This is a genomic window from Pseudomonas duriflava, from assembly GCF_007830155.1.
GTDB lineage: Bacteria > Pseudomonadota > Gammaproteobacteria > Pseudomonadales > Pseudomonadaceae > Chryseomonas > Chryseomonas duriflava.
This window is the reverse complement of record NZ_VLKY01000002.1, coordinates 220,514-244,158: the sequence shown is the minus strand read 5'-3', so window position 1 is coordinate 244,158 and position 23,645 is coordinate 220,514. Positions and strand designations below refer to the sequence as shown.

The 23,645-nt window shown below is 59.1% G+C and carries 22 protein-coding genes and 1 pseudogene; 12 read left to right on the top strand and 11 right to left on the bottom strand.

Going from position 1 to position 23,645, the window contains the following annotated elements; translation table 11 throughout:
• Positions 1-22: 22 nt before the first annotated feature.
• The 6 genes from hemC to rsd all read left to right on the top strand — a co-directional run bounded on the left by hemC (position 23) and on the right by rsd (position 5,454).
• Positions 23-961: a hydroxymethylbilane synthase gene (gene hemC / locus IQ22_RS03555; protein WP_145138164.1), complete on the top strand. Its 939-nt coding sequence runs from the start codon at positions 23-25 to the stop codon at positions 959-961.
• Complete coding sequence (locus IQ22_RS03550; protein WP_145138162.1) at positions 958-1,722, top strand: uroporphyrinogen-III synthase; 765 nt, start codon at positions 958-960, stop codon at positions 1,720-1,722. The genes hemC and IQ22_RS03550 overlap by 4 nt, the downstream gene beginning before the upstream one ends.
• Positions 1,723-1,741: 19 nt before the next feature.
• Complete coding sequence (locus tag IQ22_RS03545) at positions 1,742-2,911, top strand: uroporphyrinogen-III C-methyltransferase (protein ID WP_145138159.1); 1,170 nt, start codon at positions 1,742-1,744, stop codon at positions 2,909-2,911.
• Positions 2,908-4,122 (top strand): heme biosynthesis HemY N-terminal domain-containing protein, encoded by a 1,215-nt coding sequence (locus IQ22_RS03540; RefSeq protein ID WP_145138156.1) that lies wholly within the window; start codon positions 2,908-2,910, stop codon positions 4,120-4,122. The genes IQ22_RS03545 and IQ22_RS03540 overlap by 4 nt, the downstream gene beginning before the upstream one ends.
• Positions 4,123-4,279: 157 nt before the next feature.
• Positions 4,280-4,789: a disulfide bond formation protein B gene (locus IQ22_RS03535; RefSeq protein WP_145138154.1), complete on the top strand. Its 510-nt coding sequence runs from the start codon at positions 4,280-4,282 to the stop codon at positions 4,787-4,789.
• A 161-nt stretch (positions 4,790-4,950) separates the two neighbouring features.
• Complete coding sequence (gene rsd, locus IQ22_RS03530) at positions 4,951-5,454, top strand: sigma D regulator (protein WP_145138151.1); 504 nt, start codon at positions 4,951-4,953, stop codon at positions 5,452-5,454.
• Positions 5,455-5,514: 60 nt separating this feature from the next.
• On the opposite strand, the gene IQ22_RS03525 is transcribed toward rsd, so the two are convergent.
• The 6 genes and pseudogenes from IQ22_RS03525 to IQ22_RS03500 all read right to left on the bottom strand — a co-directional run bounded on the left by IQ22_RS03525 (position 5,515) and on the right by IQ22_RS03500 (position 14,702).
• Positions 5,515-6,342, bottom strand: a complete 828-nt coding sequence (locus IQ22_RS03525; protein WP_145138148.1) for an aldo/keto reductase — start codon at positions 6,340-6,342, stop codon at positions 5,515-5,517.
• A 167-nt stretch (positions 6,343-6,509) separates the two neighbouring features.
• Complete coding sequence (locus IQ22_RS03520) at positions 6,510-7,748, bottom strand: NAD(P)/FAD-dependent oxidoreductase (RefSeq protein WP_145138145.1); 1,239 nt, start codon at positions 7,746-7,748, stop codon at positions 6,510-6,512.
• Positions 7,749-8,016: 268 nt separating this feature from the next.
• Positions 8,017-8,163: pseudogene (locus IQ22_RS03515) on the bottom strand (OprD family outer membrane porin); the annotation flags it as partial.
• A 236-nt stretch (positions 8,164-8,399) separates the two neighbouring features.
• Entirely contained in the window at positions 8,400-9,308 is a 909-nt protein-coding gene (locus tag IQ22_RS03510) for a D-hexose-6-phosphate mutarotase (protein WP_145138143.1), read from the bottom strand.
• A gap of 78 nt (positions 9,309-9,386) precedes the next feature.
• A complete protein-coding gene (locus IQ22_RS03505) occupies positions 9,387-11,069 on the bottom strand; it encodes a Na/Pi cotransporter family protein (protein ID WP_145138140.1) in 1,683 nt (560 codons plus the stop codon).
• A 147-nt stretch (positions 11,070-11,216) separates the two neighbouring features.
• On the bottom strand, positions 11,217-14,702 hold the full coding sequence (locus IQ22_RS03500; RefSeq protein WP_145138137.1) for an EAL domain-containing protein: 3,486 nt from the start codon (positions 14,700-14,702) through the stop codon (positions 11,217-11,219).
• Positions 14,703-15,332: 630 nt separating this feature from the next.
• Here IQ22_RS03500 and IQ22_RS03495 point away from each other — a divergent pair.
• The 3 genes from IQ22_RS03495 to IQ22_RS03485 are packed head-to-tail and all read left to right on the top strand — an operon-like array spanning position 15,333 to position 17,830.
• Positions 15,333-16,340, top strand: coding sequence for a methionine ABC transporter ATP-binding protein (locus IQ22_RS03495; protein ID WP_145138134.1), 1,008 nt, complete (start codon positions 15,333-15,335; stop codon positions 16,338-16,340).
• Positions 16,340-17,017: a methionine ABC transporter permease gene (locus IQ22_RS03490; protein WP_145138131.1), complete on the top strand. Its 678-nt coding sequence runs from the start codon at positions 16,340-16,342 to the stop codon at positions 17,015-17,017. Before IQ22_RS03495 ends, IQ22_RS03490 begins: the two co-directional genes overlap by 1 nt.
• 36 nt (positions 17,018-17,053) lie before the next feature.
• Positions 17,054-17,830 carry a MetQ/NlpA family ABC transporter substrate-binding protein gene (locus tag IQ22_RS03485; RefSeq protein ID WP_145138129.1) on the top strand — a complete coding sequence of 259 codons (777 nt, stop codon included), beginning with the start codon at positions 17,054-17,056 and terminating at the stop codon, positions 17,828-17,830.
• Positions 17,831-17,937: 107 nt separating this feature from the next.
• On the opposite strand, the gene IQ22_RS03480 is transcribed toward IQ22_RS03485, so the two are convergent.
• The 5 genes from IQ22_RS03480 to IQ22_RS03460 all read right to left on the bottom strand — a co-directional run bounded on the left by IQ22_RS03480 (position 17,938) and on the right by IQ22_RS03460 (position 21,474).
• A complete protein-coding gene (locus tag IQ22_RS03480; RefSeq protein ID WP_145138126.1) occupies positions 17,938-18,393 on the bottom strand; it encodes a VOC family protein in 456 nt (151 codons plus the stop codon).
• 185 nt (positions 18,394-18,578) lie between these two features.
• Positions 18,579-19,139, bottom strand: a complete 561-nt coding sequence (locus IQ22_RS03475; RefSeq protein ID WP_145138123.1) for a DUF5384 family protein — start codon at positions 19,137-19,139, stop codon at positions 18,579-18,581.
• A 5-nt stretch (positions 19,140-19,144) separates the two neighbouring features.
• A complete protein-coding gene (locus IQ22_RS03470; protein WP_145138120.1) occupies positions 19,145-19,666 on the bottom strand; it encodes an outer membrane lipoprotein in 522 nt (173 codons plus the stop codon).
• Between the two features lie 215 nt (positions 19,667-19,881).
• Complete coding sequence (locus IQ22_RS03465) at positions 19,882-21,054, bottom strand: MFS transporter (protein WP_145138117.1); 1,173 nt, start codon at positions 21,052-21,054, stop codon at positions 19,882-19,884.
• Positions 21,055-21,099: 45 nt separating this feature from the next.
• Positions 21,100-21,474, bottom strand: a complete 375-nt coding sequence (locus IQ22_RS03460) for a MarR family transcriptional regulator (protein ID WP_145138114.1) — start codon at positions 21,472-21,474, stop codon at positions 21,100-21,102.
• 281 nt (positions 21,475-21,755) lie between these two features.
• Here IQ22_RS03460 and IQ22_RS03455 point away from each other — a divergent pair, with 281 nt between their 5' ends.
• From IQ22_RS03455 to IQ22_RS03445, 3 genes are all read left to right on the top strand, one after another.
• Positions 21,756-21,923 carry a rubredoxin gene (locus IQ22_RS03455; RefSeq protein WP_145138110.1) on the top strand — a complete coding sequence of 56 codons (168 nt, stop codon included), beginning with the start codon at positions 21,756-21,758 and terminating at the stop codon, positions 21,921-21,923.
• 58 nt (positions 21,924-21,981) lie between these two features.
• A complete protein-coding gene (locus IQ22_RS03450) occupies positions 21,982-23,136 on the top strand; it encodes an FAD-dependent oxidoreductase (RefSeq protein ID WP_145138107.1) in 1,155 nt (384 codons plus the stop codon).
• 187 nt (positions 23,137-23,323) lie between these two features.
• A complete protein-coding gene (locus IQ22_RS03445; RefSeq protein ID WP_145138104.1) occupies positions 23,324-23,596 on the top strand; it encodes an HU family DNA-binding protein in 273 nt (90 codons plus the stop codon).
• Positions 23,597-23,645: the final 49 nt, after the last annotated feature.

The following is a 23,645-nucleotide window of genomic DNA, read 5'->3' as shown; positions in this document are numbered from 1 at the left end:
TTTGTTATCCCGGAATAGCGTCATGAACCGCGAAATTCGCATCGCCACGCGTCAAAGTGCGCTTGCCTTGTGGCAGGCTGAATACGTCAAGGCTCGCCTGGAGGCGGCCCATCCAGGGCTGCATGTCAGTCTGCTGCCTATGACTAGCCGAGGGGACAAGCTGCTTGACGCCCCGCTGGCAAAGATCGGCGGCAAGGGGCTGTTCGTCAAAGAGCTGGAAACCGCACTGCTTGAAGGTCAGGCGGACATTGCGGTCCACTCCATGAAAGATGTGCCGATGGATTTTCCTGTCGGCCTGGGTCTTTATGCGATCTGCGAGCGGGAAGACGCCCGCGACGCGTTTGTCTCCAACACCTATGACAGCCTGGCCGCTTTGCCGGCCGGCAGTATCGTGGGAACGTCCAGCCTACGTCGTCAGGCCCAGCTGCTGGCCCTGCGTCCGGATCTGGAAATCCGCTTCCTGCGCGGCAATGTGAATACCCGCCTGGCCAAGCTTGATGCGGGGGACTACCACGCCATCATTCTGGCCGCCGCTGGCCTGATTCGCCTGGGTTTTGAAGAGCGTATTCGCGAATACCTCCGCGTTGAGGACAGCCTGCCGGCTGGTGGGCAAGGTGCCGTCGGGATCGAATGCCGAACGGACGACACGGAAGTACATGCGCTGCTCCAGCCGCTGCATCACCTCGAAACCGAACAGCGGGTCATTGCCGAGCGCGCCATGAATCGCCATCTCAACGGCGGCTGCCAGGTACCGATTGCCTGCTACGCCATTCGTGAGGGCGAAGAACTCTGGCTACGCGGGCTGGTAGGGCAACCCGATGGGACGGTACTGCTTCGTGCAGAGACCCGAGGTTCTGTTATCGATCCGTCCGCCCTGGGTATCCAGGTGGCGGAAGATCTGCTCTCCCAGGGTGCCGGTGAAATCCTGCGTGCGGTTTATCACGAGGCCGATCAGCCATGACTGCCTGGCGGCTGCTGCTAACCCGTCCTGCCGACGAGTGCGCCGCTATGGCCGCTGCACTGGCAGAAAAGGGGATTTACAGCGCCAGCCTGCCACTTCTGGCTATCGAGCCGCTACCGGAAACACCTGAACAGCGTACCTTGATGCTGGACCTGGACCGGTATGCGGCTGTCATCGCAGTCAGCAAGCCGGCGGCACGGTTGGGGTTAGAGCGCGTGGATCGCTACTGGCCACAGCCGCCCCTGCATCAGACTTGGTTTGCCGTAGGTGCCGCCACAGGTGAAATCCTCGAAACGTATGGCCTGTCTGTGCACTGCCCCGAGCAGCATGAGGATAGCGAAGGGCTGCTGGCACACCCAGCCCTGACCGCAGCTCTGGACATACCCGACCCGCATGTGCTGATCCTCCGGGGTGAGGGCGGCCGCGAGGCCCTGGCCGAGACTTTGCGTACCCAGGGCGTTAAAGTTGATTATCTCGAGTTGTACCGGCGTGTATTGCCGGATTATCCACAGAATGCCCTGACCGAGCGCATCACGGCGGAACGCCTGAATGCGGTCATGGTCAGCAGTGGGCAGAGTTTCACGCATTTACACGCGATGGCCGGTCCGCATTGGCCTGTCGTGAGTAAGCTTCCCCTGTTTGTGCCCAGCGCGCGAGTGGCCGAGTTGGCCCGGGTCGCAGGTGCACAACGGGTTATTACCTGTCAGGGTGCCAGTACCGCTGCGGTACTGGCCGCGCTTGAACAGCATCAACCTGAATAACGGATCAAAGGAAGGACTTGTGAGCGAAACAGTCACTCCCACTGGCGACGGCGTACCGGTATCCGGCGAAACCGTCACAGCGACCCCGCCACCAGCGCCTGCGCCAACTTCATCGCGCAGTAGCACTGGTCTGGCAGTACTGGCTCTCCTGATCGGGGCTGCTGGCCTGGCTGCGGGGGGTTGGAGCGTATGGCAGACCCGTACCCTGCACATGCAGGACCAGGCCCAGATGGCTCAATTGGAAGATGCCCGCAGTCAAACCCGCCAGCTCGAGGTACGTGAGCAGGGCTTGGCCGCCCAGTTTCAACGCTTACCGAGCGCTGAGGAGCTGGAGGAGCGGCGGCGTCAGCTTGCCCAGCTGCAGGGCGACCAACAGCATCTGGCTCAACAGTTTCAGGAGGTTGTCGGGCAAAGCCGCCAGACCTGGCGTCTGACCGAGGCCGAGCACTTGCTGCGCATGGCTACCTTGCGCCTGACGGCGTTGCAGGATATCCCCAGCGCGCAAAACCTGCTCCAGGCTGTGGACGAGATTCTCAAGGCGCAGAATGATCCGGGTGCCTTTGCGGTTCGCCAGCAGCTTGCCAACAGTCAACAGGCCCTGCGGCAGTTACCCGAACTGGACCGCACCGGCCTGTTCGTGCAACTCGCTGCGCTTCGCGATCAGGTGCAGCACCTCGAGCCCTTGCCACCCCGTTTCGCCCACCCGGAGCCGGATCAGCCCGGCGTGCAGAAGGAAGAGGAAAGCGACAACCGCTTCGTGCGAGCCTGGCAGCGTTTGCGTGAACGCGTATCGGGCTATTTCCGCATCGACTTTTCCGCGGACAAGCCAATCAAGCCACTTCTGGCCGATGAAACACTGGCCCAGACCCGTCTGGCCATGAACCTCGCGCTGGAGCAGGCTCAATGGGGAGCGCTCAATGGCAACCAGGAGGTCTACGAACGCGCCTTGACGCAGGCGCAGGCCGTGTTGGAAGCCCATTTCAACAGCCAGAATCCCGATAGCCGTGGGCTGCGTGAAACCCTGGCCAGCCTGAGTGAAAAGCCTGTCGCACTCAATCCGCCGGACCTCAGCCCGACGCTGGCGGCCCTGCAAGCCTATATTGCCCGGCGCGAGTCGCCCGAATCCGATCAGTCTCCCGCCCAGGCGGCCCCTGCGGGCGCTTCGGCTGACCAGGAGGAGCAACTTTGAAACGACTGACCCTGTTATTTCTCTTTGCCGTGCTGGTGGCCCTCGGGGTGGCCGTGGTCATGGCCGACGAGCCGGGCTACGTCCTGTTCTCGTACAAGAACTTTCGCTACGAATCCAGCTTTTGGGGTTTCCTGGCGTTATTGGTTGCTACTGTTCTGGCGCTCTACCTGTTGAAGCTGGCCCTGGCGGCAATCGGCGTATCCGGCCGGATCATCAACCCCTGGTCGCGTTACAACAAGCAGCGTCGCATCGCTCAGGCCGCGCACCGTGGCCATCTGGAGCTGGCCGAAGGCGACTGGCCCTCGGCACTCAAGCACCTGAAGGCCGCGGCGGAAAGTGATCCACATCCTCTCACGCATTATCTGGGCGCTGCCCGTGCCGCCAACGAGATGGGGCAGGTCGAGGAAAGCGATGCCCTGTTGCGTCAGGCCCGTGAGCGTGAGCCCCATGCCGATGTGGCAATCGGCCTGACCCAAGCCCAGTTGCAGATTCACCGCAGCCAATACAGCGAAGCCCTGGCAAGTCTGGCGCCGCTGCACGCGAAGTACCCCAAGCATCCCTATGTGCTTTCCCTGATGCAGCGGCTCTATGTAACACAGCGCGACTGGCCTGCCCTGATTGCCTTGTTGCCAGAGCTGCGCAAACAGAAAGTACTGTCCGATACCGAGCTGAGCGATCTGGAGCGTCGGGCATGGCTGGCGTCGCTGGAGCAGGCCGAGCCGGTTGGTAATGAAACGCCGGAGCAGGCCCTGAACCGCCAGTGGCAACAGGTGCCCAGCGGACTCAAGAACGACGTGGAGCTTGCTGCCGCTTATGCGGGCCGCCTTCACACGCTGAATCGTGAAGATGAAGCGGAAGAGGTGCTGCGTACGGCGATCAAGCGAAATTATGACGATCGCCTGGTAAGCCTGTATGGTCAGGTAAAGAGTCGCGACCCGGCGCGTCAGGTCCAGCAGGCCGAAAGTTGGCTGAAAAGTCGGCCAAGCGATCCGGTACTGCTCCTGGCGCTTGGTCGGCTGTGTCAGATGAGCCAATTGTGGGGTAAAGCCCGCGATTACCTGGAAGCCAGCCTGAGCGCACGGCGCACTCCTGAAGCGTGCGGAGAGCTGGCGCGTCTGCTGGCTCATCTGGGGGAAACTGACCGCAGCAACCAGTTGCTACTGGAAAGTGCTGCGCAGCCTGTATCCAGCCTACCGGCTCTGCGGGCTTAACTAAACTGATAGTGATTGTCCTGCATGGCCTCTCTCGCTACGGCATGCAGGACCTTCTCCGGTCCTGCCCTTTACCTGCTGGATTAGGGATCATCCTCTCTTGAAAGGGCGAGACGCTTTCTCTACCGTAGCGAGCTGAATCCCCTTTGGAGCCGTCATGCTCGTGACTAGCCCGCGTTTTGTCTTCTTGCTGATTGCTATTGCTTGCGCCGTGCTGATGGGCGCTGGTTACTACCTTCAATACGTTGTAGGGCTCGAGCCGTGTCCGCTCTGTATCGTTCAACGTATCTTCTTCGTTTTATCAGGCCTCGTGGCGCTGCTTGCCGCTATTCATAACCCCATAGGCGTAGGCCGGCGTGTCTATGCCGGCTTTCTCGCCCTGTTTGCTGGCCTGGGTGCCGCGACAGCAGGGCGGCAGGTCTGGTTGCAGACAGTGCCGGCTGATCAATTGCCGACGTGTCTGCCGGGCTGGGACTACATGATGGAAGTGCTGCCCTTCCAGGAAATTGTCCGGGTGGTCCTGCATGGGTCAGCCGATTGCGCTGAAGTGAACTGGACTCTGTTTGGCATGAGCATTCCCGAGTGGAGCCTGCTGGCGTTCATTGCCATCATTCTGCTGGCACTCTTTCAGCTCTTCCGTCGTCCTACTGTCACGCTCGTGCGGTAGGGTATAGACCATTCGGCCCCTAGGGCATTGCAGTTCGACCTGAAAGGGCACTACTCTCCAGGAACGGTGTCCGAATAACCTCTGGTTGGATTAACCGGGTCGAACGCCTTACGACAAAGACCGTCGGGGCTATGTGTTTCGCCGCTGAGGAAGAGTTCGTCATGCTTGAACGTTGCCAAAATGCACAAGAACGCTGGGGTGGAGTGCACCAGCTGATCGACCGCTGGTTGCAGGAGCGGCAGGAACTCGTATCCGCTTACCAGGCTTTGAGCCTGGAGCCTACGTTGACTCCGATCACTGATCCCAAGCGGCTCGAGCATTTGTGCGACCTGCTGGTGGACTATGTTTCGGCCGGCCACTTTGAAATCTATGAGCAGTTGATGAACGAGGCCCGCGCCTTTGACGACCAGCGTGGACTCGATTTTGCCGAAACCCTGTATCCACGTCTGCAGGCGCTGACGGATCAGGCGCTGAATTTCAATGACCGCTGCGATAATGGCGAATGCCATGACCCGGCACGGTTGATGGTCGAATTGAAGCAGCTGGGCCAACTTCTAAGCGAGCGTTTCGAGCTGGAAGATTGCCTGATTGAAGTGCTGCACAACTCACATCAGCAGCTTATGCTCACCGGCGGTGTCGCCAATCCACAGCAGCCAGTGTTCTAAACGGTTGCGTGTGTGAAAAACCCGTCCTGAGACGGGTTTTTTTATGCCTGCGATTAGTGATCAACCAAAGGTTGACGGATCTGGCCCCAGGCGCTTGCCTGCATCCAGCGTGGCAATCTGGCTCATGTCCTCGCCATCCAGCATGAAGTCGAAAATATCGGCATTTTCGCGAATGCGGTCGGGGTTGGTCGATTTCGGAAAGATGATCGAACCCAGCTCGATATGCCAACGCAGGATCACTTGGGCTGGTGTCTTGCCGTGTTTTTGGGCGATCTGCTGGATGAGTGGGTTTTTCAACAGCTCACCGCCTTGAGCCAGAGGGCTCCAGGCTTCAGTAAGAATGCCTTTTTTCTGGTTGAACTCGCGCATTTCGTTTTGCTGGAGCAGGGGATGCACTTCGATCTGGTTCACTGCAGGCGTTACACCTGTTTCCAGAATGATCTCTTCCAGGTCTGAAGGACGGAAATTGGACACCCCTACGGAGCGGACACGGCCTTCTTCCCGCAGGCGCAGAAAGGCCTTCCAGGTGTCTAGAAACTTGCCAGCCTGGGGGCAGGGCCAGTGGATCAGGTACAGGTCCACATACTCCAGCTTGAGCTTGGCCAGGCTCTCATCAAAGGCCTTGATCGTTTCATCGAACCCTTGGCGCTCGTTCCATAGCTTGGTGGTTACAAACAACTCGCTACGGTCGATGCCCGCCTCGGCGATGCCTTGTCCAACGCCTTCCTCGTTGTTATAAGCCGCTGCCGTATCGATGTGGCGGTAGCCCATTTCCAGGGCGGAACGGATCAGTGCGGGTGCTTCTTCATTCGGTGTTTTCCACGTACCCAGGCCGAACTGTGGAATGTGATAGCCATCGTTGAGCTGAAGGCTAGGAATCGAAGACATAGGAGGCTCCTAAACCAAGTAAATGAAAAGGACGTTAACCTCCGACCCGAATAAGAGCACTTTTATCCTGCCGTTCGTAAGCAGCCTAAGCATTCCTGCCCACGGGTTTAGTTGAGCTTCAGGCCTGAGTGGCAATCACGATCAAAGGGCCCGCGTTTGTTGTAATCCTACTCGAACCGTTGCGCTGAATAGGGCTGCGGATCGAGGTAAGGGGGCTCGCCGCACATGAGTTCGGCCAGCAGGCGGGCACTGGCGGGTCCCAGCGTAAAACCCTGATGGGCATGACCGAAATGAAACCAGAGGTTGGCATGACGCGGTGCCGGACCGATGACCGGCTTCATGTCGGGTGTGCAGGGACGGGCGCCAAGCCAGGGTTTCTCTTCCAGGGGTGGGCCCAGGGGAATCAACTCACGGGCCACCCGTTCGGCTTTGTCCAGCTGTAATGGAGTAGGTGGCGCTTCGTGCTGAGCGAATTCAGCCCCGGTGGTAATACGCAAACCTGCATTCATGGGAACCAGCATTACACCGTGCGCGACGTCCAGGAGCGGGCGGGTTAGCGGCAGCTCGCCGGCATAGTGACGATGGTAGCCGCGCTTTATGAAGAGTGGCAGGCGGTAGCCCAATGCGCGAGTGGCCTGACGGGCCCAGGGGCCTAGAGCGATGACGGCGTGTTGCGCGTCCAGCGGGCCATCCGGTGTGGTCACGCGCCAGCCGCTGCCATGGGGCTGCAACGTGGCGGCATCGCCCTCAAACAGGTGACCGCCCAGGCGCACGAACAAATCCGCATAGTGGGCTACCAGCGCGCCCGGGTCCCGAACCGTCCATGGCTCTGTCCAGTGAATCGCACCGGCCATGGGCCGCAGCAGGCCCGGCTCGGCCCTGGCCAGAGCGACGCTGTTATGCACCGTGTACTGAATACCAAACGTATTTGACAGGCGTGCCGCTCGCTCAATGCCTTCCCTGAACAGCTTTTCAGTGCGATAGCCTTGCCGCCAGCCCTCCCGGCGTACGAGTGCGTCGGCACCGGACTCGTGAATCAGTATCTCGTGTTCGCTCAGGCAATGTTCGATCAGGCGCGCCCATTCCTGGGCAATCCGGGCGTAGCGCGTGGGTGCAGAAGCCTGCCAGTAGCGGAAAAGGCTCGGCAGCAGATGGGGCAAGGCGGTAGCGTGGTAGTTCACGTCAATGCCACCTTTGCGGATTACCTTGAGCAGGGTAGGCAGGTCCCGTGGAAATGGATAAGGCTCTACGGCCTCGCGCTGAATGATGCCGGCATTACCATACGAGGTTTCCCGTCCTGGGGCACGCCGATCCACGAGGGCAACCGACCACCCACGCCGAGCCAACTGTAAGGCGGTACACACTCCAACCATTCCAGCCCCAAGAACGAGGGCGTCTGCGCGCATGATTTCCTCCGTGTCCGAGTCCTGCCCGCAAGGGCAATGGGTTTAGCGTAGCCCATGAAGACGTTCCTCTTTCAACAGAATGTTCTATGGCAACAGGCGTTAAAGCCTTTTAGCGTACGGGGCGACAAGCACTCCAGATGTGCCATGTTTGGGCGTAAGACTGCATTGGGCCAAAGGTAGCGTTCGGTACTACAGGTGATTTGTTCACCGGGCGTTTGGATGTGCCGGTAGTAGTTTGCGGGCTTGGCAAGCCTCAAGCCTGCCAGCATCAAAAACCACCTGACAACGGATATTCAATAGCCAGGCGTATCTGCTCGGCATCCAGTTCGGCCTGAGCAGTATTGCCGCGATGCGTTGCATGACGCAGGCTGAACGTTAGCCCCTTGGCCGTGCCGGACTGCACCACATAGCGGGCGGCCGCAGGCGCAGGACTCAGATCTTCGCGTCATTCAGGAGGGGCACTTGCAGCAGGGATGACAAAAAATAACGTCAGTACGAGGTAGCGCAGGTTCCATCAGGCCCTGATGTGGGAGAGGCAGCAATACGTAAATGGATTGGATAGGGACGGTACGTTGTGGCGTAGCAGCTCTCGCTACTCAGGCAGTCAGAGCAGGCCAGGGGCGGACAGGAGCGCCTGTCCGCCTCCATGACTTACAGCGGTTCGGCCCACAGCGTGGCGCTGATCGAGCCGGTCTCGCCGGGTGCCAAGACCATTACATCGTCCATGACCCGGGCCGTTTCGATACACAGCATGCGCTGCCAGGCGTCGTCAGCAAACTGGGTGAGACGGGCAGACTTGTCGACCCAGGGATTCCACAAGACGGCCGAGCGGGTGTTGGTTGTCTCGATGAAAATCCGGCGGTTCCACTGCGGGTCACGGATACCCAGGCGGGACGGCAGGCCCTGGTAGACGCGGTCCACTTCCTGGCCGATAGCCGGCTCGCCGTTCTGCCGCTTGCGCTGCCAGCCATCGAGGCAGTCGTAATAGTCGGCATGGGTGAAACCTTCGATACCAACTTCACGGGAGTCGCTGACGGCAAAATAGGTATGCAGCGCCTGGCTCAGGGTCAGGGTCTGATCACCAATGTTCTTGGTGGTCAGGGTCATGGTGAGGCGCTCGCCTACCTCAACGGACAGGGTCAGGTCGGCCGCATGGGGCCAGCCGGGCATCTCGGCCGCCGAAGTGCGGTAATGGAAGTCCAGACGCACGCTGTTCACGTCCACTTCCATGTCGCCAGTGGCCCAGCCACCCTGGCGAACAAGACCATGGGCCGGAGCCCCTTCCAGGGTGGTCAGCATGTGCTGAACAGCCGGTGGGTTGCGGGCGATATCGCCAAACCAGGGCCAGCACACCGGGACGCCGCCGCGAATGGGCAGGCCGTGTACGAATTCGGCGTCCGGGTTGTTCCAGATAATCGGCTGTTCGCCGTCGAGGCCATAGCTGAGGATATGAGCGCCCTGACACGCCACTACGGCTTCGGCGCGGCCGATGCGGATCCGCCAGCAAGGCAGCTCGCCCATCTGGATCTGTTCGACGAGGGGAGCAACAGCTTCAGTCATTATGATTTCCTTGATCATGAGGGGCAGCGAAGCGCCTAGAGTAGCGCGATCCTGTGCAGCGATGCGCGTAACAGAGTGCTACGACTCCTGAACGTCGGGTGGGGTTTCCAGCGGGTGTGCGTGCTCGGTCTCATATCCGGCATCGGCCTGTTCCAGCACGCCATAGGCAATGCTGCAAAACAGCGAATTGAGCCGCTTCATGTCAGACAAAAGGCCCAGATGCAGCGAGCTGGTTTCCAGGCTCTCGACGACCTGCTGATGCAGGCGTTCGACATGGGCGTGTGCGTAGCGGCGTTCCAGAACACGAAAGCGCTGCTTGGCACGGCGCAGGCGGCGGGCAGACTCCAGATCGCCGGACAGGAAGACCGACAAACTCAAGCGCAGGTTGGCTACAAGCTGCTCGTGCAGGTTTTGCAGCTCCTCCAACCCCGGCTCGGAAAAGGATCGGCGGGGCGAAATCTTTTTGCTTTCCACATCGCTGGCCATGCGCTCGATAATGTCACCTGCCTGCTCAAGGTTGATAGCCAGTTCGATGATCTCGGCCCAGCGACGGCTGTCCCGCTCGCTCAGGTCCTCGCGGGTGATTCGTGCGAGGTAAAGTTTGATGGCGGTGTACAGGGTGTCAGCATCATCATCGAGACGGCGTACTTCACGGCCCTGGACTTTCTCGCCTTCGTTGATAAGCCTTACCAACTCGGTGAGCATCTGCTCGATCACGTCGCCCATGCGCAGCACCTCACGGGCCGCGTTGGCCAGGGCGAGGGCAGGTGTATCGAGCACTGACGTATCAAGGTGGCGGGGGCGTAGAAAGGTCTCTGCTTCCGGCCGGTCGGGCAGGAGCTTGTTACAGAAACGGGCCATGGGGCCGGTCAGCGGCAGGCACAGCACGCAGCGCACCAGGTTGTAAAACACATGAAAGGCGATTACCAGCTCGGCGGCGCTTAGGGCCCATGTATCCTGCCAGTCTCCCAGCTCTTCGGCCAAGGGCACGACCCAGGGCAGAATCAGGGCACAGCCCGCCAGTTTAAACAACAGGCTGCCCAGGGCTACGCGCCGTCCTGCCGGGTTCTGCCGGGCAGCGCTCAACATTGCCAACAATCCGCTACCCACATTGGCGCCGATGACCAGACACAGGGCGACTTTGAGTGAAATCAGCCCGGAACCGGCCAGGGTTGCGGTTAATAGCACAGCTGCCAGGCTGGAATAGGAAATCATGGCGAACACGGCGCCGGTCAGGGCGTCGAGCATTTCGTCGCCGGTCAGCGAGGAAAACAGCACCTTGACGCCTGCCGCCTGGGTCATGGGTGTGGCGGCAGCCACAATCAGTTCCAGTGCCAGGATGATAAGTCCGAGCCCAAGGGCGACGCGGCCTAATTGTCCGAGACGGGACTGCTTGCGTCCGATGAACAGAATAACGCCGGCCAGAATAAGCAAGGGCGACAGCCAGGCCAGGTTAAATGTCAGCACGCGTGCCATGAGCGCCGTTCCTACATCGGCACCCAGCATGATTCCGAGGGCAGGTCCCAGGGTCATCAGCCCCTGGCCAACAAACGAGGTAACTAACAGGGCGGTGGCGTTGCTGCTCTGAACCAGAGCCGTGACGCCAATACCGGCCAGAAAGGCGAGCGGGGTCCGGCGTACGCTGCGGCTGAGGACGCGGCGTAGGTTGGCTCCGTAGACTCGCATGATGCCGGTCCGGACGATGTGTGTGCCCCAGACGAGCAGGGCGACGGCGGAAAGCAAATTGAGCAGTGTCAGCATTCCAAGCGCCCTCCCGGCGCTACTACAACCCCAGCCCCAAAGCCCAAGCCAGGCATGTCACAAAAATGTCACATACGTCGAACAGGCATGCAGCAGACGTGCCGCAGCCAAGCGGCCGACAAGTCGAATACTGTTCGTATCTTTGTATTAGTCGTCAGAGGGAGGCATACGTTCAGCGGCTGGGGCAATCCCGCTTACAGGGTTTGGAAATACCGTTTCGACCGGCTCCGGCCGATGGACGTCAAAGCCCTGGAAACAGGTTATGCCCATTTCCTCTAGCATCTTCCGGTTCAGGTCGCTTTCGACGTGCTCCGCTGACGTCTGGGTGCCTAATTCCTGGGCGATCTGGTGGAGGGCATGGATGATATGACGGTCGACAGGATTATCGAGCATCCCCTGGATAAGGCTGCTGTCGATCTTCATCATTTTAATAGGAAAGGTGCGTAGGTAGCTGAACAAAGACAAGCCCGTGCCGAAATGATCCAGCGCAACCTGGCAGCCTAGCGTGCTGAGCTGGCTGAACAGCGGTGCCAGTGTTGTCAGGTGCATGCGCAGCGTTATATGGGTGATTTCGATGATCAGCGAGCCCGGGCGAAGGTGGGCGGCTTGGATATGCTCGATCAGGCGGTTGGTAAAAACCGGATCGCTCAAGGCTTGGGTCGAGAGATTAATGTGTAAACATGCATTGGCCGCCGGGCCGGTGAGCAGGGTCAGAGCCTGTTGCAGCACCCAGCTATCGATCTCGCTCATCAAGTGATAGCGTTCGGCCAGGGGCAGGAAACGATCAGGCATGAGCAATTGATTGTTATGGTCGAGCAGGCGTAGCAGCAGCTCATACCGGAGCGGGCCGTTGGGCGCGTCGATGCGCTGGGCCATAAGACGGAAGCGCCCGGTTGCCCGCGCCTCGCGGACGAGCGCCAAAAGGCTGTTCTCATCGGGGCTGGGGCTGGCCGCTCCGGTTATACCGGCGGGCTGATAACGACAGACGCGGTTGCGTCCGCTATGTTTGGCGGCATAACACGCCTCGTCCGCCTGCCGGACCAGCATTTCGGCAGATGATGTTGTAGCGTTGATCGCCGTGATGCCAATGCTGGCGCCTACGTTGTGAAGCTGACCTTCCCAGGGCAACTGAAAGGCACTGATGCGGGCAACCAACGTATCTAGCGTCTTCTGGGCCTCTTCCAGCGAGCAGTGGCTCAGGATAAGAGCAAATTCATCGCCGCCAAGCCGCGCCACGGTGTCGGTTGTGCGTAGATGGCTGCGTAGCAGCGTAGCCAATTCGCGGAGCAGGGCATCGCCTGCGGCATGTCCTGCTGTGTCGTTGACGATTTTGAAGCGGTCCAGGTCAATGAAGGCCAGGGTATGACAGGTATTATCATCGCGTGCGCTCTGTATGGCCGCTTCGAGTCGCTGCTCAAAAGCGGCCCGGTTGAGCAGTTGGGTCAACGGATCGTGAGAGGCACTGTGCGATAGCCTGCGCTGCAACTCGCGGGCGCGGGTTACGTCCTGGAACACCAGGACCGCTCCAATAATCTCGCCTGCATCCGTGCGCACGGGCGCAGCCGTGTGCTGCACATCGCGGTGTTGGCCGTTGCGGTCGATCAACACCGCTCCAGTCTGCCCGTGGATAACCCGGCGCTCAGTCAGGCAGTGTTGTACCGGGTCGGGCAGAGGACGGTTGCTGTCAGCGTCGATTTGCTGAAAAACGTCGGCCAGGGGACGCTGGCAGGCCTCGGCTTCGGGCCAGCCGGTCATGTGTTCTGCAACAGGATTCATGAACAGGATATGGCCCTGCTCATCCGTTGTGATGACGGCATCGCCGATGGAGTCCAGTGTAACCTGCAAGCGATTCTTTTCTTCGCTCAGAGCTTCAGTCAGCGTACGGAACAGGGTGATGTCCCAGGCGGCACCGATGACTCGTTCCGGACGGCCTTTAGGGTCGCGGATCACTTCGGCCAGGGTATGGATGTAATGTAGCGTGCCGTCTGGCAGATACAGGCGGAACTCATCGTCCATAAAGTCGTGCGTGGCTAACGCGTCGAACTTGGTGAGTAAATCAGCTCGATCCTCAGGCGTCATCAACGAGAGCAGAACGTCCAAATTGGCGTGCGGCTTATCCGTTGGCAAACCCAGCAACGTATGGGCACGCTCGTCCCATTGCAGGGTTCGCTGGTTCGGATCGTATTCCCAAATGGCGATGCCTCCGGCGCGGGTTGCAATGGAGAGGCGGCGGAGCAGCTCGTCGCGAGAGGCCTCGGCCTGTTTTCTCGCGTCGATGTCCTGTAGCTGCGCGATAATGTAGAGCGGCTGCTCATCCTCGTCGCGCACGAGCGATACCGAACGCAGCCCCCAGAACAGGCTGCCGTCCTTGCGCTGATAACGCTTTTCGATCTCGTAGAAGTCCAGCTCTCCCTTCTGGAGCTGGCCCAGTTGCTCCCGGTCGAGGTCACGGTCGTCCGGGTAAGTCATTGCGCCGATGCGCATGTGGGCGAAATCCTCCGGAGCGTAGCCGGTCATGCGCGACAGCGCCGGGTTGACATAGGCATAGGCACCCTTGAGGTCGACCAGGGCTGTGCCGATGCCTGCGCCATGCAGAGCGCCACGAAGCAGCAACTCGCTACGCACTACGTTCTGGTGATCCTGATCATGTCGTTGCAGGCTACGCCGCAACAGGAGCGCCAGTGTGATCAGTGCGCCGCTGAGCAGGACCATGATGCCGCTCAATGCCAGGGCCCGCTGTCGCCAGGAGGCATAGACGGTATCCACCGCACGGCCAACCGATACCGCTACAGGAATGCGCTCAAGTCCTTGAAAAGCGTAGAGTCGCTCTATCTGATCAAGCGATGCTACTGTCTGGAACAGGCCACTTTGCGCTGCCGGGTAGTGGTTGAAAAGGCTGGTAGGGCGAACATCCTTGCCGAATTGAGTCTCGATATAGGGATAGCGAACCAGCAAGCGTCCATCAGCCCTTATCAGGGTAATGGTGCCACGCTCACCCAGCTCGATGGCATAGAGCAGATTCTTGAAATACGCCATGTCGAGCAAGCCGTAAACAATGCCGGCAAAGCTCCCATTGATGCCGTTAAGGCGGCGACTCAGCGGAATGTAGAGCTTGCCGCTGACCGGGTCACGCTCGGGCAGTCCAATGTAAAGGCCCTGATCCTGGCGCTGCTGCGCCAGAAAAAACTCCTTTCCAGCCACCGACGACGCGAGCGGCGAGAGGCTGCGTGAGTCGAGCCGGGGTTCGCCCCGTGCCGTGGTGATAACAATGGTATCCAGATAGTTAATGGTCTCGAGGGATTGAAACAGCAAGCGCTGACGCAGGCTGGGGTCCATGCGATCAACGCCTGGCTGGCGCAGGTTATCCACAACACCTTGCAGGGTCAGGTCGATCAACTCGATGTTTCGGCCAATGTCGCGGCTAAGTACGTTAGCGAGGTTGCGTACTCCGGCCTCGGCCTGGCTCCACGCATCTCGGCGGGCCTCGATCAGGATAACCACGCAAATGAGGTTGAAAGCTAACGCCAGCAAAAGAATCCCGCCCAGCAGGCGATTACCACGATGCTTGAGGCGCGGCGGCAGGACTCCGTCAGGCGCCTCGTGTAGACGGCGTGAGAATACGGACAAGGTCACGGGCGGTCGCCCACAAGCAAAAAACGTACATGCATGGCATTAGGACAGCCGTTGGGTACGTCGGTGCCCTTGCACAAGGTAACGAGTGGTATGTCGTCAGCGGTACGGTGCCCTGGCCTCCAAGTGCGGTACGGCTCATATAGCAAGTAGTGCAACCCTACTGCTAGATAACTAAGCAGGTGAGGTTAAGGCAACCGGAAGCTTGGATAAAGCCCTGTTCTCCTAGATGAGTAGCGCCGCGCTACCGCCAAACCTCTCGGCGCTAGGAGAAACGCACCGGTTATCAGTTAAGAGAGGTTAAATCCAACGTCTGGATAAAAGGGTTTTCGTATCCCGTGTTTTAGATTAAAAAAGCTTATTCATTAGATAGAATAGATTTAGCAGAGCAGGCGCGCCTTGTAATGGTGCGGCCTTTACACTGAACGTGTTACGTGGTTATGCCTTTTTGACCGTTTCGCTAGCAAAACAAATATTAAGAGGCCATCAATGAGCGCGTTAAACTGCGCCCCCTGACGGAGATGTGCCGTCTGCATCTACTTATTAACCCTTTGGCGTAGCCCTTTACGGGCGGTCTCTACCGGGGCCGAAAGCGCCTACGCTTGATAGCAACACCCACAAGGTTTCGCTTTAGTGATCGAATTTCAAAACGTTGCAAAGACTTACCGTGTCGCAGGGCGAGAGGTGCCTGCCTTGCAGTCCACCGACCTGCGCGTCGAAGCGGGAGAAGTCTTCGGCCTCATCGGCCATTCCGGTGCAGGCAAGAGTACGCTGCTGCGCCTCATTAATCGGCTCGAAGCGCCAAGCGCCGGGCGTATTATGGTCGACGGCGAGGACGTGACCGCCCTGGACAGCACGGGTCTGCGCGCTTTTCGCCGCCGTGTGGGCATGATCTTCCAGCACTTCAACCTGTTATCGTCCAAGACCGTGGCGGCCAATATCGCCATGCCGCTGGAACTGGCCGGCGAGCATTCTCGTGCCGAGATCGACGCGCGCGTGCAGGAGCTGCTGGCGCGGGTCGGGCTGACCGACCATGCCCGCAAATACCCGGCGCAGCTTTCCGGTGGCCAAAAGCAGCGTGTCGGCATTGCCCGCGCCCTGGCAACGCGACCCAAGATCCTGCTGTGCGATGAGGCCACCAGCGCCCTTGATCCGCAAACGACAGGACAGGTCCTGCAACTGCTCGCCGAAATTAACCGCGAACTGGGCCTGACCATTGTTTTGATCACCCATGAAATGGACGTGATCCGCCGCGTATGTGATCGCGTGGCCGTCATGGACGCCGGACAGATCGTCGAGCAGGGCACTGTGGCCGACGTGTTTCTGCATCCGCAGCATATTACAACGCGCCGGTTCGTCTTCGAGTCCGAGCATGTGGACGAAGAAAGCCAGCATGCTGACTTTGAGCATGTCCAGGGTCGTATTCTGCGGCTCACGTTTACCGGAGAGGCCACTTACGCACCGCTCCTGGGTCGTGTTGCTCAAAAGACCGGCGTGGACTACAGCATTCTGGCCGGACGGATCGACCGCATCCGCGAGACGCCCTACGGCCAGCTAACTATTGCCCTAGTGGGCGGAGATATCAACGCTGCACTCGCCCAGTTCGAGGCGGCTGATGTCCACGTGGAGGTACTGCGCTGATGGACGCCTTGTTAACTCGCTTCTTTCCTAACGTTTATTGGGACGAAATCTGGCAAGCCAGCCTGGACACCCTGCTGATGCTAGTCGGTGCGCTGCCGTTCACTGTCCTGATCGGCCTGCCGCTCGGTATCGTGCTGTTTCTCACCGGGCCACGGCAATTGCTGGAGCAGGCGGCGGTCTATCGGGTACTGGCCTTCCTCGTCAACCTGCTGCGCTCGTTGCCGTTCGTAATCTTGTTGATCCTGATGATTCCGCTCACCGAACTCGTGGCGGGTACCTCGCTGGGTGTGGCCGGTGCGATCCCGCCGCTGGTGGTAGGTGCTGCACCGTTCTTTGCCCGGTTGGTGGAGACTGCGCTGCGTGAGGTTGATCGCGGCATTATCGAGGCTACGCAGGCCATGGGCGCCTCGCTGGGCCAGATCATCTGGCGCGCCTTGTTGCCCGAGGCCCTGCCGGGGCTGCTGGCGGCCATTACCGTCACGGCCATTACCTTGGTTTCCTATACGGCCATGTCCGGTCTGATCGGCGGCGGCGGGTTAGGCGATCTGGCGGTGCGCTACGGTTATCAGCGTTATCAGCCGGATGTCATGGCCGTTACCGTCGTGCTTCTGCTGATCCTGGTCCAGGTGCTACAGACCGTTGGTGACCGGCTGGTCGTACTATTCTCACGTAAATAAACCACTTCACGAATCCTTGAAAAGGACACTATCTCCATGAAAAAACTGTTTGCTGCCGTTGCCGCCTTTGCGGCCATTACCACTGCCCATGCGGCTGAAACCCTGTCCGTAGCGGCCTCGCCGGTGCCCCACGCGGAAATCCTCAATTTCGTGAAGCCAATGCTGGAAAAGGAAGGGGTTGATCTTAAGGTTCGCGTCTTCACTGATTATGTGCAGCCCAACCTGCAGGTTGCCCAGAAGAACCTGGACGCCAACTACTACCAGCACAAGCCCTACCTGGATGAGTTCAGCCAGAGCCGCAAACTGGACCTGGTTCCGGTAACGGCCGTCCATGTAGAGCCGTTCGGTGCCTACTCCAGCAAGATCAAGGACCTGAAGGACATGCCGGAAGGTGGTTCCGTGGCCATTCCGAACGATGCCACCAACGGCGGTCGCGCGCTGATCCTGTTGCAGAAGGCCGGCTTGATCAAGCTGAAGGACGAGGGCAACATCCTGTCCACGCCGCGTGATGTTGTCGAGAATCCCAAGCACATCAAGATCCGTGAGCTGGAAGCGGCGACCCTGCCTCGCGTGCTGAAGCAGGTCGATGTGGCCATGATCAACACCAACTACGCTCTGGACGCTGGTCTGAATCCGACCCAGGACGCGCTGATCATTGAAGGTAGCGACTCGCCTTACGCCAATCTGCTGGTGGCCCGCCCGGACAACAAGGACAGCGATGCCATGCAAAAGCTGGCCAAGGCACTGAACAGCCCGGAAACCAAGAAATTCATCGAAGAAAAATACAAGGGCGCCGTAGTTCCAGCGTTCTAAGCTGCTAAAGGCGAGCGGTTATCTACCGCTGGCTTTATTTACGAAAAAACCCGCCCTGCTTTAGCCTGGCGGGTTTTTTCATGGCTGTTGGCGGTGGCTGAGGAGTTTCAGTGGGGGGCGGGCTGCGTGAGCTCGAGGATGACATTGTCCGGCGCATCGATCTGCACGACCTGCCAACCGGCGCGAGGCCCCAGGGCGACGGTCCGGGGCGAGTCGACCCAAAAGCCGGCCGCCCGGATACGCGCGATCCGCCCGGCCAGATCGTCGACCTTGAAATGAAGCCTGACCGGTTTGAAGCGCTCCGCCGGGAAAGGTGTAGAGCCAGCGGCTGGTGCTCGCTCAACCAACAGGATTTGAAACTCGCCGGTGCCCAAATCGGCCAACGCAGTGGCTTCTGGAATCACACCACCTGGCAGCGCATCCTCTGGCGTCAGCGCGACGCGACGTAAAAGGCGAAACCCTAGCGCACCCTGCCAAAAAGGCAGAGCTTCATCGATAGAGTGAGTGACCAAGCGTAGCAGATCACGGCGCAGCAGCGGGTCGGTAGGCTCGCGAGACGGCATGAGGGCACTTCCAGCCTATGGGTGAATACAGCGGAAATATAATGAAACATCAGGTAGGTGCATTCAATCATAGTCATGAGAAGGCACTGCCGAAGCATTACAAGGCCCGCTAGTCGTATTGACATCGCGGGCTGCCAAAACGCTGCACCGATTTAGAGGACAGGAAGCCTCGAGCAGCCAGGTTCTTATTTGAACCAGTTGGATGCCTCTTTCTTGCGCGCTTCCCCTTCGCTTTTCAGAAGCTCCTTGCTCCCTTCGGAAAGGTTACGTGTCGCATCAGCCTGCGATTGAATGACTTCAGTTTCAGCTGCCTTCTGCTTGAGTTCCTGATCGATGTAGTCATCGGTTCGATTGGTGCGTGCCTTCAGGCTGGCAAGCTTCAGCTTGCGCTCTTCGATCTCTAGTTGACGTAGCTCATCTTCGTAACTTTGATCGCGCTTCTTGTCAGCGTACGCTTCAGCTGCTTGGGCATTCTCAGCGGCCTTGCGTTGTGCAGCTGCCGCGGCACGTTCCTGCTCCGCCTTTTTAAGCTGCGCTGCTCTGGCCTGCTCGGCCTTTCTTTGCTTGGCGGCTTGCTCCTGAGCGACTCGCATGAGCTCGGCCTCGCGGGCCTGCATGGCGGCTTTTTCGGCCGCCTGCTGCTTGAGTTCGGCTTGGTGGACCGCTGCGATCTGATCTTGGAGCGAAGGAGCGGCGTAAGCGTTAACCGTAAGCAGGAACAGGCAGGCTATGAATGGTTTTCTCATCCGTCTTACCCTTTTGTTTCAACAGGGCACGTGGCGTTTGGTTGTATGCGCGTCTCGTTAGCGTCGGTTGAAACCACTACGGCCATGCCCGGAGAGAACTCACAGGAGCGGCCTACTTGGGCGGAATTAAACGTCTGACCTTCTTCCACATAGGTAATAGATACGCCATCGACCAGTGTGGTGTCCTTGACCAGGGAGCCGGCTGCCGCACCGACTACACCGCCGCCTACGGCGCCGATGGCCGTATTAGGCGCACGACCTGAACCAACGTTATGCCCGACCACGCCGCCGGCGACCGCACCTAACACGGCACCGAAGATTTGCGCGCTCTGCTTGGCCTGCGTGTTATCGACTTCGATTTTCGCTGGCATGACCGCCAGAATATTCACGGTCTTGGCATTCTGCCGCGCATTGACCTGACCTGCCTTATAGACATTGGCCGCGTAGTTTTCCCCGGTGGCCTGACAGCCAGCCAGCGCAATCAGTGCAACGACCATACTAGATAAGGCCAATCCATTCTTTTTCATTTCAATCCCTAGCATGTTGAGTTGGCAAAGCTGTTGGCAGCCAAAAGCAGCCAATCCATATGATGTTTAGCCAGGGAAGACGGGAATAGACGGGAGTGGAAAGAGAGAGCCGAAAATCCTTTTTTGAAGCGTTACCTACCCTGGCTGCAATAGAGTAACATTAAAATGACATCATTTAAATTGATGAATGCGTCACAATTATTTTGTTTGATGGATTAACTACTGTGTTTGGTTGAACATTCCGCTAAGACATCATCCCGTTCAGGAAGCACACCCCGCCATTGAATGATAACCACCATAATCAGTGCGCCCAGGGCCAGCAGCAAAGGCATAGCGTGGCCGGTCAGCCATTGGCTGGCGGCGCCGGTAGACAAGGGGCCAAGCAGGCAGCCCAGGCCCCAAAGCTGGGCGATGCGTGCGTTGGCTTGCACCAGCGCCGCGTCACGGTAGCGCTCACCAATCAGGATCAGGGCCAGGGTAAACAAGCCGCCTGCACTGGCGCCGAACAACACCAGCAGCGGCCAGATCAAGGACGTGTGCAGCAGGGCGGGAACGGCCAGGCTGGTAATCAGCAGAGCGATGCCGCAAGCCTTGAACAGTCCGGCCCGTGAGATGCGGTCGGCCAGTGCACCGATGGGTAATTGCAGCAGCGCATCGCCAATGACCACCGTGCTGGCCATGAGCAAGGCCGTGTGCTGATCAAAGCCTTGGGTAAGGGCATAGACTGGCAAAAGGGTCAGCATCATCGCTTCGAAGGCTGCGAACAGCACAACGGCCCAGGCAATGGCTGGCAGCTCGCGGCAAAACAGCAGGAGCCCACGGCTCATGGCCCCATGATCGCTGGCTTTGGGCGCCCCGCTGCGTCCCCACAGGCTTATTGACCCGATGATCAGCAGGGCGGTGCCCAGCCAGAAACCGTTATTACTTTCGGTGCCCAGTACGGTCAAGAGTAGCGGGCCGGTCAACTGGCTCAAGGCATAGGCACTGCCGTAGAGCGCAACGAGCTTGCCGCGCCACTGCTCGACAATGATCTGGTTGATCCAGCTTTCACCCAGCACGAACACCATAGTCAGAACAATGCCCAGCAGCAGGCGCAGCAGCAGCCATACGGGATAGCTTGGCAACAAGGCCAGCAGAGCGACCGAGACAGCACCGGCCAACAGGCAACTTTGCATGAGCAGGCGCGTACCGAAGCGGGCGGCCAGGCGCCCCGTGATACTTGCACCCAGCAAGACACCCAGTGCAGGCGTCGCGGCCATGACCCCAATGGCGAACGCGCCATAACCCCATCCTTCAAGGCGAAGCGATACCAGGGGCATGCTTAGCCCCAGAGCCAGCCCTACACTGATGATGGCGCCCAGAACGGCGAAATAGGTGGCCCAGCGCATGATGATTCCTTGACCGAAAACGGTTTGACCGCAACGGCTAGGCGGTTACGCCTGATTAAGGCCGCTAACATGACCGCACGCCACATCGCAAAAATGCTTCAGGCGCTCGATGAGCATTGGGGTAAGGCTAACCCAACGAACCCGCTTGTCGTGCTCGGCACTGGTCTCGATCAGCAGCCCCTGATCGATCAGGTGCTGAACGTATTTCACGGCCGTACGGCGACTGATGCTGGGCATGAAGTCATACAGATCGGTCTTGCGCAGCGATTGCTTCTGCCGCAGCCACATCGAGAGCAGCAGATTGGAGTAACTGAGGTCTGAAAGACCCAGGTCGCCAAACAGGGCGATCCAGCTGTCATCCATGGACAGTATCGCCTGGGCGACGGCGCGGCGTTTGCTTTGGCTGAAGCGGCGGGGCATGGACGTTTCCGGTATCCCTAGGTTGTACGCTGTGATCCCAGGGGACTATCGATGCCGGCTTGGCGCGACGCCTGCTGCCTGCAGGCTCGGCTACGAGGAGCCCACCACGGGTAAGGGCAGTGTAAGGGATTCAGGGTCTGCTGAGGATGCCCTCTACGGCTGGTTTGTTCAGGGAACCCAACGCGGCTTGAAGGCTCTAGAGGGTGAGCCTGGCGAGGCGAGTTAAGCGGTACAATCCTGTCGCTTCGCCGACCTGATGAGTATTAGAGGATAAAACAGTAATGCGTAAATGGCAGTGTATCGTGTGTGGTTATATCTATGACGAAGCGCTGGGCTGGCCGGACGACGGCATCGCACCCGGCACCCGCTGGGAGGATGTTCCAGAGGACTGGATGTGTCCTGATTGCGGCGTAGGCAAATCCGAATTCGAAATGATCGAAATCGCCTGATTTCGAGCTGACCCGACTGCGGCGGCATTCATGACCGCCGTGTCGTTCAAGGAGCGTTATGAGCGAAACCCTACCCTTGGTAATCATTGGTACAGGTCTGGCGGGGTATACGCTGGCCAAGGAGTGGCGCAAGCTGGACAGCCAGACGCCGCTTTTAATGATTACTGCTGACGATGGCCGTTCCTACTCCAAGCCGATGCTGTCCAACGGGTTCGCCAAGGGCAAAACGGCCGAGGCCCTGGTGATGGCTGAGCCCGGTGCCATGGCCGAGCAGCTCAATGCCCGTATCTTTACCCATACCCGCGTAACGGCCATCGATCCGGGGCACTGCCGATTGTGGCTAGGCGAGGAGGAAGTTCGTTATCGCGACCTCGTGGTCGCCTGGGGCGCCGAACCGATCCGGGTCCCGGTGGCCGGCGAAGCCGATGCGATTCTTTTTCCTATCAATGACCTGGAGGATTACGCCCGTTTCCGCACGGCAGCCGAGGGCAAGCAGCGGGTGCTGATCCTGGGTGCCGGTTTGATCGGCTGCGAGTTCGCTAATGATCTACGCTGCGGGGGATACGAGGTAGACGTGGTTGCGCCGTGCGAACAGGTGATGCCTACTTTGATTCCTGCCGAGGCGGCAGCTGCGGTACAGACGGGGCTCGAAGCGATCGGGGTGCGATTCCATCTGGGCCTGACGCTGGTTAGCCTGCGACGAGAGGCCGATCACTACGTCGCGCACCTGTCGGACGGCACCGAACGCATATGCGATCTGGTGGTATCGGCCGTTGGGCTGAAGCCCAGGGTCGATCTGGCCCAGGCTGCTGGACTGGCTGTCGAGCGAGGCATTGTCGTCAATCGAGAGTTACAGACCTCGCACGCCCATATCTATGCCTTGGGTGATTGCGCTGAAGTGGACGGAGTGAACCTGATGTACGTCATGCCGCTCATGGCCTGTGCCCGGGCGCTGGCCAAGACGCTGACAGGAACGCCCACAGCAGTCGTCTATGGGCCGATGCCGGTTACGGTAAAAACGCCGGCCTGCCCCTTGGTTGTTGCGATTCCGAACAAGCAGTCCAAGGGTGACTGGTCGGTCGAAGGAAACGGCAGTGATATCAAGGCGTTGTATCGCGATGCCACTGGTCAGCTTCTTGGGTATGCTCTCACTGGCTCGGCTGTCAGCGAGAAACTGACCTTGAACAAGACCTTGCCTCCTGTTTTGGCATGATTGTGTAAGAACTGGTTACATTCCCGGCGTTTTCAACGTATGTAAATGTACGGGTATGTGACTAGCGCGGGGGTTTGCGCCATGCCATTCTCACCCTATCTGGGTTTAGGCAACTCGCTATGGGTTCTATCGTCTAAACGTAGAGGTAGGGATACAACAACAATAATCATCGATAAGAGGCATCTATATGCGCAAACCGGAACTCGCCAGCGCGATCGCTGAAAAAGTTGGCCTATCCAAGGAACAAGCCAATACCGTCTTGAATGCCGTGCTCGATGAAATCGCCGGCGCATTGAACCGCAAAGACAATGTGACGCTGGTAGGCTTTGGTACCTTCCTGCCGCGCCATCGCGGCGCACGTACCGGCAAGAATCCCCAGACCGGCGAACCGGTTAAGATTCGCGCCAGTAATACTGTCGCGTTCAAGCCGGGAAAAGCACTGCGTGACAGCATCAGCTAACTACGTCTGCATGACGTTATTCATGTACGTTCAGGCCTTCCTGCGGCAG

Bases quoted from the DNA above. Each gene is read 5' to 3' on its own strand.
- rsd (WP_145138151.1), top strand. From the start codon at position 4,951: ATGCTTGAACGTTGCCAAAATGCACAAGAACGCTGGGGTGGAGTGCAC.
- IQ22_RS03490 (WP_145138131.1), top strand. From the start codon at position 16,340: ATGGACGCCTTGTTAACTCGCTTCTTTCCTAACGTTTATTGGGACGAA.
- IQ22_RS03460 (WP_145138114.1), bottom strand. From the start codon at position 21,474: ATGCCCCGCCGCTTCAGCCAAAGCAAACGCCGCGCCGTCGCCCAGGCG.
- IQ22_RS03535 (WP_145138154.1), top strand. From the start codon at position 4,280: ATGCTCGTGACTAGCCCGCGTTTTGTCTTCTTGCTGATTGCTATTGCT.
- IQ22_RS03445 (WP_145138104.1), top strand. From the start codon at position 23,324: ATGCGCAAACCGGAACTCGCCAGCGCGATCGCTGAAAAAGTTGGCCTA.
- IQ22_RS03520 (WP_145138145.1), bottom strand. From the start codon at position 7,748: ATGCGCGCAGACGCCCTCGTTCTTGGGGCTGGAATGGTTGGAGTGTGT.
- IQ22_RS03485 (WP_145138129.1), top strand. From the start codon at position 17,054: ATGAAAAAACTGTTTGCTGCCGTTGCCGCCTTTGCGGCCATTACCACT.
- IQ22_RS03455 (WP_145138110.1), top strand. From the start codon at position 21,756: ATGCGTAAATGGCAGTGTATCGTGTGTGGTTATATCTATGACGAAGCG.
- IQ22_RS03475 (WP_145138123.1), bottom strand. From the start codon at position 19,139: ATGAGAAAACCATTCATAGCCTGCCTGTTCCTGCTTACGGTTAACGCT.
- hemC (WP_145138164.1), top strand. From the start codon at position 23: ATGAACCGCGAAATTCGCATCGCCACGCGTCAAAGTGCGCTTGCCTTG.
- IQ22_RS03480 (WP_145138126.1), bottom strand. From the start codon at position 18,393: ATGCCGTCTCGCGAGCCTACCGACCCGCTGCTGCGCCGTGATCTGCTA.
- IQ22_RS03465 (WP_145138117.1), bottom strand. From the start codon at position 21,054: ATGCGCTGGGCCACCTATTTCGCCGTTCTGGGCGCCATCATCAGTGTA.
- IQ22_RS03470 (WP_145138120.1), bottom strand. From the start codon at position 19,666: ATGAAAAAGAATGGATTGGCCTTATCTAGTATGGTCGTTGCACTGATT.
- IQ22_RS03450 (WP_145138107.1), top strand. From the start codon at position 21,982: ATGAGCGAAACCCTACCCTTGGTAATCATTGGTACAGGTCTGGCGGGG.
- IQ22_RS03505 (WP_145138140.1), bottom strand. From the start codon at position 11,069: ATGCTGACACTGCTCAATTTGCTTTCCGCCGTCGCCCTGCTCGTCTGG.
- IQ22_RS03550 (WP_145138162.1), top strand. From the start codon at position 958: ATGACTGCCTGGCGGCTGCTGCTAACCCGTCCTGCCGACGAGTGCGCC.
- IQ22_RS03525 (WP_145138148.1), bottom strand. From the start codon at position 6,342: ATGTCTTCGATTCCTAGCCTTCAGCTCAACGATGGCTATCACATTCCA.
- IQ22_RS03510 (WP_145138143.1), bottom strand. From the start codon at position 9,308: ATGACTGAAGCTGTTGCTCCCCTCGTCGAACAGATCCAGATGGGCGAG.